General features: G+C 69.4%; 10 protein-coding genes. 7 read left to right on the top strand and 3 right to left on the bottom strand.

Going from position 1 to position 11,458, the window contains the following annotated elements:
* Positions 1-148: 148 nt before the first annotated feature.
* A complete protein-coding gene (locus tag EJL01_RS08490) occupies positions 149-664 on the bottom strand; it encodes a TetR/AcrR family transcriptional regulator (RefSeq protein WP_125107113.1) in 516 nt (171 codons plus the stop codon).
* A 73-nt stretch (positions 665-737) separates the two neighbouring features.
* Here EJL01_RS08490 and EJL01_RS08485 point away from each other — a divergent pair, with 73 nt between their 5' ends.
* The 7 genes from EJL01_RS08485 to EJL01_RS08455 all read left to right on the top strand — a co-directional run bounded on the left by EJL01_RS08485 (position 738) and on the right by EJL01_RS08455 (position 8,898).
* Positions 738-1,190, top strand: a complete 453-nt coding sequence (locus EJL01_RS08485) for a hypothetical protein (RefSeq protein WP_125107112.1) — start codon at positions 738-740, stop codon at positions 1,188-1,190.
* Between the two features lie 14 nt (positions 1,191-1,204).
* Positions 1,205-1,678, top strand: coding sequence for a hypothetical protein (locus tag EJL01_RS08480; protein ID WP_125107111.1), 474 nt, complete (start codon positions 1,205-1,207; stop codon positions 1,676-1,678).
* Positions 1,679-1,737: 59 nt separating this feature from the next.
* Entirely contained in the window at positions 1,738-3,375 is a 1,638-nt protein-coding gene (locus EJL01_RS08475; RefSeq protein ID WP_125107110.1) for an ABC transporter substrate-binding protein, read from the top strand.
* Positions 3,376-3,378: 3 nt separating this feature from the next.
* The gene (locus tag EJL01_RS08470) at positions 3,379-4,383 is read left to right on the top strand and encodes an ABC transporter permease (protein ID WP_241209146.1); all 1,005 of its coding nucleotides are present in this window, start codon (positions 3,379-3,381) and stop codon (positions 4,381-4,383) included.
* A complete protein-coding gene (locus tag EJL01_RS08465) occupies positions 4,380-5,243 on the top strand; it encodes an ABC transporter permease (protein WP_125107109.1) in 864 nt (287 codons plus the stop codon). Before EJL01_RS08470 ends, EJL01_RS08465 begins: the two co-directional genes overlap by 4 nt.
* Positions 5,244-5,310: 67 nt before the next feature.
* A complete protein-coding gene (locus tag EJL01_RS08460) occupies positions 5,311-6,912 on the top strand; it encodes an ATP-binding cassette domain-containing protein (protein ID WP_125107108.1) in 1,602 nt (533 codons plus the stop codon).
* 150 nt (positions 6,913-7,062) lie between these two features.
* Positions 7,063-8,898, top strand: coding sequence for a phosphoenolpyruvate carboxykinase (GTP) (locus EJL01_RS08455; RefSeq protein ID WP_125107107.1), 1,836 nt, complete (start codon positions 7,063-7,065; stop codon positions 8,896-8,898).
* Between the two features lie 536 nt (positions 8,899-9,434).
* Here the strand turns inward: EJL01_RS08455 and EJL01_RS08450 are convergent.
* Positions 9,435-9,800 carry a hypothetical protein gene (locus tag EJL01_RS08450; protein WP_125107106.1) on the bottom strand — a complete coding sequence of 122 codons (366 nt, stop codon included), beginning with the start codon at positions 9,798-9,800 and terminating at the stop codon, positions 9,435-9,437.
* Positions 9,801-9,893: 93 nt separating this feature from the next.
* Entirely contained in the window at positions 9,894-11,375 is a 1,482-nt protein-coding gene (locus EJL01_RS08445) for an NCS2 family permease (protein ID WP_125107105.1), read from the bottom strand.
* Between the last annotated feature and the right edge of the window lie 83 nt (positions 11,376-11,458).

Below are 11,458 nucleotides of genomic sequence, written 5' to 3'. Positions count from 1 at the left end.
CGAGGCGGGGTGGGTGCCGCCAATGCAGTTTTCCCTACAGTAGACACAGCCCCTACAGTCGGCACAGGCCCGACGGTCGAAATAGCCCCGACGGTCGACACAACCTCTGCCGTTGCAACCGCACCGACGCTCGTCGCCGACGCGCGCGCTACTCGCCGCGCCACTGGGTGCCGAGCACCGCATCCATGCGCTCGGCGAGCGCGCCGCGGGTGACGCCGTCGCCGGCCCAGTCGACGACGACGAGCACGACGCCAAGCGCGCCCATCTCGGCGCGGATGCGCTCGCCCGCGTCCTGCGGGTGCGGTGCGATGTGCCGCACGAGTCGGCGCGCGCGGCTCAGCGCCGTCTCGGCGATGGCGTTCTGCGCGCCCATCGCCTCGGCGTGCGTGAGCGCGGCCGGCGGGCCCGCGACCTGCAGGCGCTCGACGACGTCGACGAGCGAGGTGCCCGCGTCCGCCGCCTCGTCGAAGGTCGACCAGAGCACGTCAGACTTCGCGGTGAAGTAGTTAAAGAACGAGGAGCGGCTTACGCCGGCGCGCGTCGCGATGTCGTTCACTGAAATCGCGTCCCACCCCTGCTCGAGGGCGAGTTCCCCCGCGGCCTCCTCGAGCGTGACGCGGCTCGAGGCCGCGGGACGACCGATGCGGCCCTTGCGCTGCGACATGCATGACTCCGTGTTCTCTCGTGTTCGTATGCGATGCTATCGGGCGCACCAGCATCACTTTTGGAGGAATTCCATGCGCAGCGTTTCCCGCGCGCTGACCGGCCTCGCGGCCGGCATCTCGCTCCTCGCCCTCACGGCGTGCGGCGCCGTCGGCCCCGAGTCGGGCGGCGAGCGCGAGACGACGCAGCAGGCGGTTCCGAGCGAGATCACCTGCGCGAACATCGGCAGCGAGCTCGAGCGCATCGGCTCCGACCTCAGCACGGCGGCCGAGTCGGCGCTGACCGACCCGCAGGGATTCATTGCTGAGCTCCAGCAGCTCTCCGAGCGCGTCACCCAGCTCACCGACAGCACGACCGATCCCGAGCTGCGCACGCGCATGGAGGCGGTCGAGACCGCGATCGGCGAGCTCGTGTCGAGCGTGTCGAGTGGCTCGGGGCTGAGCGATCTTGGCGAACTGCAGCAGCAGGCGCAGGAGGTTGGCGACGCCGTCACCGCCGTCAGCGACTACTGCGGCTCGGCGGCATAGGAAGATAGGGAGCAATGATTTCGTCTCGCCGCACCCTCACTGTCGTCGCCACCCTCGCCGCGACCGCCACGCTGCTCGTTGGCTGCAATGTCTCACCGCCCACCGGCGTCGTCGACGGCGGCACCGTTCTGCCGACGAACACGCACCCCGCGCCGACCTCGGTCTCGTGCGCGACCATCGAGAGCGATCTCGCCTACGCGAACCAGATCGTCTCGGAGGCGGCGCAGAACTTCGGTGACGACCCGTACGCGACGCTCGACCGCATGCGCGTCGCGATCGGCTACATCAAGGACCTCCGCAATGTTGCCGAGGACGTCGAACTCGAGGGGATGCTCAACGAGGTCGCGGTCGAGGGCGAGGACCTCGTCGACACGATCGAGCGGGTGATGGACAACGGCACGATTCTGCTCGAGTTCGACCAGATCGCCGACGGCGCGGATGCGGTGGAAGACCGCATCAACGACCTCGTCGACTACTGCCGGTTCTAACGCTCTGCGCGCAACCCGCCGTTTCTAAACACGGTCTACAAACAGCTAGGCTGGGAGCTATGCCTGCTCCTCTTCGGCGTGCGCTCGCCGTGGCTACGGGTCTCGCGCTTCTTGCGCCCCTCGCCGCCTGCTCCGCACAAGCCTCCACCACCACCCTCGTCTACGCGACCGGCCAGTCGGAGCCCGATTGCCTCGACCCGCACGTCGGCGGCAACTGGCCTCAGGCCGAGCTTGGCCACCAGGTGCTCGAGTCACTCTTCGCCCGCGACGACAACGGCGACATCGTGCCCTGGCTCGCCGAGTCCTCCTCGGTGAGTGACGACGGCCTCACGCTGACGGTGCCGTTGAAGCAGGGCATCGAGTTCTCCGACGGCACGCCGTTCGACGCGGCTGCCGTGGTCGCGAACATGGAGCACGTGCGCGACCCCGACACGGCCTCGTCGACGGGCATCCTCGCCCTCGCGAAGGTCGACGAGATCGTCGCGACCGACGACTCCACCGTCGAGTTCCGCCTCAACACCCCCGACTCGGCCCTGACCGCATCCCTCGCCCAGACCTGGCTCGCGATCATGTCGCCCGCCGGCCTCGAGCGCGGGCAGGACGCGAACTGCGAGGACCCGATCGGCACCGGCTACTTCAAGGTCGACTCGTGGGAGCGCCAGAACCAGGTGACGCTCGTGCGCAACGAGACGCACCAGGCAAACATGCCGGGCGAGATTCTGCCCGACGAGGGCTCGCGCCTCGAGCGCCTCGAGTGGCGGTTCATCCCCGACGCCGCGACCCGCGCCGCCGCACTGCAGGCCGGCCAGGTCGACGTGATCGACCAGGTGCAGCCCGACACCCTGAGCCAGCTCAGCGACGAGGCGGGCTACGAAACCGTCGTCGCGGCGCGCCCCGGCACGACCGCGCGCATCGAGCTCAACTCGACCCGCGCGCCGTTCAACGACCCGAAGGTGCGCGAGGCATTCGCGGTGTCGACCGACATCGATGCGGCCGTCGAGTCGCTCTACTTCGGCACGCTCGACCGCGCCTACTCGCCGCTCTCGTCGGCGCTGCCCGAGGCGGTCGAGTCGTACGACGGCACCGACTTCTCGGCCGTGCTCGCGGCCGACCCCGACCGCGCGAACGAGCTGCTCGACGAGGCCGGCTACACCGAGCGCAACGACGATGGCATTCGCCTCAAGGACGGCGAGCCGCTCACCGTCAGCTTCCCGCTCTCGACAAACCAGTCGATTCCCGCCGAGGTCTCGCTCATCGAGCAGATCGCCGCGTCGGCCGCGAAGATCGGCTTCGACGTGCAGATCGAACAGCTCGACATCTCTTCTTGGTACGCCGCGAGCGGCGAGTGGGACTTCGACGCGATCATCGCGCCGTACTCGAAGTCGTCGGCCGACGTGCTGCGCGTCGTCTACCATTCCGACGGCAACACCCCCGCGCCGAGTGGCTACCATGCGAACAACACCGGACTCGCCGACCCCGACATCGACGCAATGCTCGACGAAGCCGGCTCGACGACCGATGAAACCGCCCGCGCCGAGCTCTACGCGCAGGTGCAGGCGTACCTCGTCGCGAACTACTACGTCGTGCCGCTCTACGACCAGACGGTGCAGTTCGCCTACCGCGACGCGGTGCAGGGTTTCCGCCTCGACCCGTCGCTCAACCTCGTCACGTTCACGAACGTCGTCATCGCCTCGTAGCACGTGACCGTCACCACCGGCGCCCCGTCGGCGGCGCCCACCCGGGTGCCGCCGACGGGGCGTTCGTGGCGACGCATCGGCCTGCGGGTCGCCGGCCGGCTCGTCGCGGCCGCGGTCGTCGTCTGGGCGGTCGTCACCTTTACCTTTTTCGCGGTGCGCGCCGTGCCCGGCGACCCGGTCACCGCGATTCTCGGCGGCCCCGGTTCGAACGCCTCGGAAGAGGCGATCGCGCAGGCCCGCGCCGACTTCGGACTCGACCTGCCGCTCGGGCAGCAGTACCTGAACTATCTCGGCCAGCTGCTGCGCGGCGACCTCGGCGAGAGCTACCGGCTGCACCGCGACGTCGCCGACGTCGTCGGCCAACTCGTACCCGGCACACTCGCGCTCGCCTCGCTCGCGCTCGTGCTCGGCTGGTTCTTTGCGCTCGGCCTCGCCTGGTGGTCGGTGCGCGGCGGCCGCGGCTCGGCGCTCGCCGCCGACTTCATCGGCATCATCGCTTCGGCGCTCCCCCACTTCTGGCTCGGCGCGCTCCTTATTTCTTTGCTCGCGACCGGCCTGGGCCTGCCGGTCGCGATCTCGGGCCCCGGCTTCGGCGGCCTCATCGTGCCCGCCCTCACGCTCGCGCTGCCGCTCGGCGGCTACCTCGCGCAGGTCATGCGGGATGCCCTGGTCGCGACGCTCGAGGAGCCGTACGTGCTCGCGGCGCGGGCCCGCGGCGAGACCCGAGTCGGCGTGTTCCTGCGCCACCTGCTGCGACGCGCGGCGGTGCCCGCGATCGGCCTCACCGGCTGGGCCTTCGGCTCGCTCGTGTCGGGTGCCGTTGTCGTCGAGCAGCTCTTCGCGCGCCCCGGTCTCGGCCGCGCGCTCGTCGACGCGGTGCTCGCGCGCGACGTGCCAATGGTGCAGGGCGTGCTCATCGTCGTCGCCGTCGCCTACGTCGTCGTGACCCTCGTCACCGACGTGCTCGAGCGCGCCGTGCTACCGGCCGCGAAGGGGGCCCGCGCATGACCGTGCCCCCGATCACCGCGTCGCTGCCCGCCCAGCGGCTGCGTGCATCCGGCCGCGGTATGCGCGCCGGCATTCTGCTCTGCCTCATCGTCGTCGCCTGGTACGTCGTCGCGGCCCTCGCGCCGCAGCTGCTCGCGCCGGGCAGCCCGCTCGACATCGACCCGGCGCAGGCGTATCAGGCCCCGAGCCTCGCGCATCCGTTCGGCACCGACGAGTCGGGTCGCGACATCTATACCCGCGTTGTGCACGGCGCGGCCCGCTCGCTCACGATCGGCGTCGTCGCGACCGTGATTGGCCTCGCACTCGGCACCCTCCTCGCGCTTGTCGCGGCGTTCGGCGGTCGCGTCGGCGACTGGCTCTCGACGCGGCTCGTCGAGACGCTCTACGCGCTGCCGGGCATCCTGCTCGCGCTGCTGCTGCTCTCGCTCACCGGGCCCGGCGTCGTGCCCGCGACGATCGCCGTCGGCCTCGCGACCGCGCCCGGCTATGCCCGGATGCTCCGCTCGCAGCTGCTGCGCGTGCGCGAGTCGGGCTACGTCGACGCCGACCGGATTCTCGGACGAAGCTGGGGCTGGCGGCTGTGGCACACCGTGCTACCGAACGCGTTCGCGCCGCTGTTTGCGCTCGCGACACTCGGCATCGGCCAGGCCGTCGTCTGGGCTGCCGCGCTGAGCTACTTGGGCCTCGGCGATCCCCCGCCGAGCGCCGAGTGGGGAGCCATGCTCAACGCCGGAGCGACGTATCTGCCCGCCGGTGGCTGGTGGATGTCGGTGTTCCCTGGCGCCGCGATCGCGCTCGTCGCCGTCACCGGCACGCTGCTCGGCCGATTTGTCGAGGCCGAGGCGAGGAGATCGCGATGACGCTTCAAGTTCAGGGCCCGCTGCGCCGCTTTGGCCGGTGTGTCGAGGCCGAGTCGAGGAGGCCGCGATGACGCTCGAAGTTCAGGGCCTGCGCATCGGCTTCGGCAGCGGCACCGACGCCCGCGAGGTCGTGCGAGGAATCGACCTGCGCATCGCGCCCGGCGAGGCGCTCGGCCTCATCGGCGCGTCGGGCTCGGGCAAGTCGCTCACCGCAAAGGCCTTGCTCGGGCTCGTCACCTCGTCGGCGCCCGACGCGCGCGTCACGGCCGAGCGGCTGCGGCTCGGCGACACCGATCTGCTCGAGCTGCGCGAGGCCGGCTGGCAGCGCCTGCGCGGCCGTCGCGTCGGGCTCGTGCTGCAGGATGCGCTCGGCTCGCTCGACCCCGCGCGCACGATCGGCGCCGAGCTCGCCACCGCAATCACCACCCACGACCGCCGCCTCAGCCGCGCCGCCGTGCACGAACGCTCCCTCGAACTGCTGCGCCGCGTCGGCCTGCCCGAACCCGAGGTGCGGCTGCGCCAGCGCGCCGTGCAGCTCTCGGGCGGCCAGCGACAGCGCGCCCTCATCGCGACCGCGATCGCCCACGAGCCCGAGCTGCTCATCGCCGACGAGCCGACGACCGCGCTCGACGCGAGCGCGCGCCGCGAGCTCCTCGCCCTGCTGCGCGAGCTCGCCGACGCGGGCATGGGCATCCTCTTCGTCTCACACGACCTCGCCTCGGTGCAGCTGCTCTGCGAGCGCGTCGCGGTGATCGACGCGGGCGAGATGGTCGAGACCGGGCCGACCGCGCGCATCCTCACCGCCCCCGAGACGCCGCCGGCCCGCGCCCTCGTCGAGGCGCTGCCCCGGCCGCCCGAGGCTCGCCCGGACGCTTCGACAGAGCTCGTACTGCGCGCCGAACACCTCGCTCGCAGCTATGCGCGCCCCGACGGCAGCCGCTTCACCGCGCTCGACGTCGACGACCTCGAGCTGCATCGCGGCGAGACGCTCGGCATCGTCGGCGCCTCGGGCTCGGGAAAGTCGACCCTCGCCCGCGAGTTGCTCGCACTCGAGCCGCCCGAGCGAGCCGATGCGCGCATCCTCCTGGGCGAGTTCAGGTGGCAGCCCGCGAGCGAGCGGACCCGCCGGCCCGAGCGCCACCGCATCGGCCTCGTGTCGCAGGATCCCCTCGCGAGCTTCGACCCGCGGCTGCGCGCCGGGCAGATTCTCGCGGATGCGCACAGCCGAGGCCGCTCGCGCCGCGTCGGTGCCCAGCACGACGAGTTGGTGCGGATGCTCGAGGAGGTCGGGCTCGGCGCTCAGCACCTCGGCGTGCGCCCGAGCCGCATGTCGGGCGGAGAGCGCCAGCGGCTCGCGATCGCGCGGGCCCTCGCGGCCGACCCCGAGGTGCTCATTTGCGACGAGGCGGTATCGGCGCTCGACGCGACGGTTCGTCGGCAGGTGCTCGATTTATTGCGGCGCGTGCAAGAATCCAGACAACTTAGCGTCGTGTTCATCTCGCACGATCTCGACGTTGTGGGCGAAATCGCTGACCGTGTCGCGGTCGTCGAGGCGGGCTCGGTTGTTGAATCAGGCCCCACCAGCGGTTTGTTTTCAGCCCCGAAACATCGGGCCACGCGCCGTCTGCTCGGCTTCGAGGCCTCGTCGAAAAACTACGACAGAACGTAGTTATCCTTGGCCCGCCCGCCAACTCTTGTGTGCGATATGCGTGCAATACTGATTTGAACAACCTTCGCCCCGTGCCTCGCGCCCATAGTCGGGATAGCTGAGGCCATCAGGTGAAAGAGCCCCAATCGGCCAAATGAAAGTTGCTTTGCCATGACGACCCATGCGCCAGTCACCGCCGCTGACATTGAACAGCTGTCGGCCAACCCAGAGGTCAACGAATGGGTGGTGAAGGTCGCCGAGCTCGCAAAGCCCGACCGCGTCGTTTGGGCGGATGGTTCGCAAGAGGAGTATGACCGCATCGCCGCGGAGCTCGTCGAACAGGGCGTGCTGATCAAGCTCAACCCGGAGCTGCGCCCGAACTCGTACCTCGCGCGCTCCGACGCTGCGGACGTCGCCCGCGTCGAGAGCCGCACGTTCATCTGCTCCGAGAAGGAAGAGGACGCCGGCCCCACGAACAACTGGCGCGCACCCGCCGAGATGCGCGCCGAGCTCGATGGCCTGCTCGACGGCTCGATGCGCGGCCGCACGATGTACGTCGTGCCCTTCGCAATGGGCCCGCTCGGCGGCAAGATCACGCAGTACGGCGTTGAGATCACCGACTCGCCGTACGTTGTGCTGTCGATGGCACTCATGACCCGCTCGGGCACCGAGGCACTCAGCTACATCAAGCCCGATGCTGAATGGGTCAAGGCCCTGCACACCGTCGGCTACCCGCTCGTCAGCGCCGACGGCGTCGAGCGCGACGACGTCGCGTGGCCCTGCAACGACACGAAGTACATCACCCACTTCCCCGACGACCTCGAGATCATCTCGTACGGCTCGGGCTACGGCGGCAACGCGCTGCTCGGCAAGAAGTGCTTCGCGCTGCGCATCGCCTCGGTGATGGCCCGCGACGAGGGCTGGATGGCCGAGCACATGCTGCTCATTCAGGCCACGAGCCCCGAGGGTAAGAAGTACACCATCTCGGGTGCGTTCCCGTCGGCCACCGGCAAGACGAACCTCGCCATGATGCGCCCGAAGCTCGACGGTTGGAAGGTCGAGACCATCGGCGACGACATCGTCTGGATGCGCCCCGGCGACGACGGCCGCCTCAACGCGATCAACCCCGAGTTCGGCTTCTTCGGCGTCGCCCCCGGCACCGGCTGGTCGACGAACCCGGTCGCGATGGAGACGATCAGCAAGAACGCGATCTTCACGAACGTCGCGCTCACCGACGACGGCGACGTGTGGTGGGAGGGCATGACCGACGAAGTGCCCGCGCACCTCACCGACTGGCAGGGCAACGGCTGGACCCCCGCATCCGACCTGCCCGCCGCGCACCCGAACGCGCGCTTCACGGTGCGCGCCGAGCAGTGCCCGACCATCTCGCCCGACTGGGAGGCCGCCGACGGCGTGCCCGTCGACATCATCCTCTTCGGTGGCCGCCGCCGCACCAACGTGCCGCTCGTCTACCGCTCGAAGAGCTGGGAGCACGGTTGCTTCCTCGGCGCGACGCTCGGCAGCGAGCAGACCGCCGCGGCCGAGGGCCCCGTTGGTGTGCTGCGCCGCGACCCGTTCGCCATGCAGCCCTTCACCGGCTACCACATGGGCGACTACTGGGCGCACTGGCTTGAGATGGGCGAGACGCTCGGCGACAAGGCGCCCGCGATCTTCCAGGTCAACTGGTTCCGCCGCGACCAGGACGGCAGCTTCCTCTGGCCGGGCTTCGGCGAGAACATTCGCGCCATCAAGTGGGCCATCGAGATCCTCGAGGGCACGGTCACCCCGGTCGAGACGCCGATCGGTCTCCTCCCCGAGACTTCCGACATCGACGTGAGCGGCCTCGACGTGAGCGACGAGCAGCTGCAGGCGCTCTTCGATGTACCGACCGCGGGCTGGGTCGAAGAGCTGCGCAAGACCGACGAGTACTTCGCGTCGATCGGCGACCGTGTGCCCGCGCAGCTGCACGAGCAGCTCAGCAAGGTGCGCGCCGGCTTCGCCAACTAGTCACCACAACGAAGAATCCCACCTGCGCAGCCTCGGCTGCCGGGTGGGATTTTTTTGTGTGGTCTGGTTCGGGGTTCGCGGGTCGTGATGAGCGTTGAGGCGAGCCATTAGCGGCCTACGGCGAATGGCTGACCGTAACGCGCATGGATGCGCCTTCGGTCATCGAGTGCTGTCCTGGCACAGCGGGCGGCCGGAGAGAAGCGGGCCCGAAGGCAGGGACGGTGGATGCGGCGCGCGTCGTTGCGGCGCGGGGCGGGGCGGGGTGAGACGGGTGGGCGCTCGCGCTAGGCGAAGAAGCGCGTGGCCTCGTCGCTCACGTCAATCGGGGGGTACCAGGTGAGTGCCGCCATCGGGATGGCGACGACGAGTTCTTCGCAGTACTCGTAGTCAACTTCGCCCATGATGCTTCCTCGGGTTCGGGGGTGGTGCGTCCGCGCCGTCGTGACGCGATCTGGGAATTGGATGCGCGAGGCGCGCGAAAAGTTCCCGAGTCCCGGGTATCCGTTGAATCTGCGGCGGTGGACTGCCATGCGCCCCTACTCCCCCTCAACCTTGGCAACAAGTTCGCGGTCGCGGGCCACCCCGAACAGCATGACGGCGGGGAAACACACCGTGAGCGCGGCGACGAGGTAGGTAATCAGCACCCAGGCCGACTTCGGCCGCTCGGCCGACGTGCTGTTGTTGGCGGTGAGGATAAGGGCGACAACGACGGCCGCGATGGTGAGCCAGGTCGGCAGGGCGGGGCCGCCGCCGAGGTACATCTGCGGGTTGAAGAACTCGGTGACCGAGATCGAGCGGATGCGCTCACCAGTACCTTCGGCGAGACCGATCGCGGTGAGCGGCATTCCCGCCAGCGCAATGACGATGCCGAGCCCGGTCGCGTAACCAATCAGAGTTCGCATGGTTCTCAGGATATGTACACCGGGCAAACTTGCGGTAACGCGTCGCACATCCCTGCACCCGCCCGCCTCGCGGGCTGGGCCGTTTGCCGGCGGTTAACCGAGCAGCGCCTCGATCGGCGTGCGCGCGAAGTAGATAACGAAGCCGGCAGCGACTATCCAGAGCAGCCAGTGGATCTGGCGGATCTTGCCTGCGAACGCGTTCACGACGACGAAGGCGATAAAGCCGACGCCGATGCCGTTCGCAATCGAGTAGGTCAGCGGCATCGCGATGACGGTGAGGAACGCGGGCAGCGCGATCGAGAAGTCCTGCCAGTCGATGTCGGCGACCTGCACCATCATCATCGCGCCGACGATGACCAGCGCGGCCGAGCCGACCTCCATCGGCACGATGACCGCGAGCGGCGTGAAGAACATCGCGATGAGGAAGAGTGCGCCCGTGACGACCGAGGCGAAACCCGTGCGGGCGCCCTCGCCGATGCCCGAGGCCGAGTCGACGAAGATCGTGTTCGACGAACTCGACGTCGCGCCACCGACGACGGCGCCGAAGCCCTCAATGATGAACGCGTGGCGGATGCGCGGGAACGTGCCGTCGGCGCGCGCGAGCCCGGCGTTGCGCGCGAGGCCGGTCATGGCGCCCATCGCGTCGAAGAAGTTCATGAAGACGAGCGTGAGCAGCAGCATCAGGGCCGCGACCGGGCCGAGGCGCGTGAAGGCGCCGACCGGGTCAAACGCGCCGACGAGGCTGAGGTCGGGCACGGCGATGAGCTGCTCGGGCAGGCTCGGCACGGTGAGGTGCCAGCCGCCGGGGTTGTCGGTGCCGGATGCGCCGAGGTTCCAGAGCGCCTCAGCACCGAGCGCCAGCAGGGTGCCGACGACGATGCCGATGAGGATTGCGCCCGGCACCTTGCGGATGAGCAGCACGGCCATGATGAGCAGCGTGACGATGAAGACGAGCGTCGGGATTGTCGAGATCGAACCCGAGAGGCCGAGCTGCACGGGCGGGCCACCCTCGGTGCGGGTGACGAAGCCCGAGTTCACGAGGCCGACGAAGGCGATGAACATGCCGATGCCGACGGTGATCGCCGACTTCAGGCCCGCGGGCACCGCGTTGAAGATCGCCGTGCGGGCGCCGGTCGCCCCGAGAATCACGATGACGACACCGTTGAGCAGCACGAGACCCATCGCCTCGGGCCAGGTGATTTGCTGCACCATCGACACCGCGAGGAACGAGTTGATGCCAAGGCCGGCCGCGAGCGCGAACGGCAGGTTCGCGACGAAGCCGAACACGATGGTGAGCAGGCCGGCCGCGAGCGCGGTCGTCGACGCGACCTGAATCGAGTCGAGCACGCCGCCCTCGACGTCGGCCGAGGCGGCGCCGCCGAGCACGAGCGGATTGAGCACGAGGATGTACGAGATGGTGACGAAGGTCACCAGGCCGCCGCGCAGCTCGCGGCCCATGGTCGTGCCGCGGCCCGAGAAGTTGAAGATGTGCTCGAGCCAGCCGGGGGTGCCGGATGCTGGCGCCGGGCTGGCGGCGGGGGTGGCAGATTCGTCGGTGACAGATCGCTTACTCACGCGTCGAGCTTAGTCTCCGACGAAATCGAGCGGGGGCGGATGCCCGAGTGGCACATCCCGGCCGCTGCTGCGAGACACGGGCG

Origin of the sequence: Gulosibacter massiliensis, from assembly GCF_900626105.1 — a bacterium.
Lineage (GTDB): Bacteria > Actinomycetota > Actinomycetes > Actinomycetales > Microbacteriaceae > Gulosibacter > Gulosibacter sediminis.
This window is presented reverse-complemented; position numbering and strand designations above follow the sequence as displayed.

What these genes read in the sequence shown, in the direction of transcription:
- EJL01_RS08490 (WP_125107113.1), bottom strand. Translation starts at nt 664, where the DNA reads ATGTCGCAGCGCAAGGGCCGCATCGGTCGTCCCGCGGCCTCGAGCCGC.
- EJL01_RS08485 (WP_125107112.1), top strand. Translation starts at nt 738, where the DNA reads ATGCGCAGCGTTTCCCGCGCGCTGACCGGCCTCGCGGCCGGCATCTCG.
- EJL01_RS08480 (WP_125107111.1), top strand. Translation starts at nt 1,205, where the DNA reads ATGATTTCGTCTCGCCGCACCCTCACTGTCGTCGCCACCCTCGCCGCG.
- EJL01_RS08475 (WP_125107110.1), top strand. Translation starts at nt 1,738, where the DNA reads ATGCCTGCTCCTCTTCGGCGTGCGCTCGCCGTGGCTACGGGTCTCGCG.
- EJL01_RS08465 (WP_125107109.1), top strand. Translation starts at nt 4,380, where the DNA reads ATGACCGTGCCCCCGATCACCGCGTCGCTGCCCGCCCAGCGGCTGCGT.
- EJL01_RS08460 (WP_125107108.1), top strand. Translation starts at nt 5,311, where the DNA reads ATGACGCTCGAAGTTCAGGGCCTGCGCATCGGCTTCGGCAGCGGCACC.
- EJL01_RS08455 (WP_125107107.1), top strand. Translation starts at nt 7,063, where the DNA reads ATGACGACCCATGCGCCAGTCACCGCCGCTGACATTGAACAGCTGTCG.
- EJL01_RS08450 (WP_125107106.1), bottom strand. Translation starts at nt 9,800, where the DNA reads ATGCGAACTCTGATTGGTTACGCGACCGGGCTCGGCATCGTCATTGCG.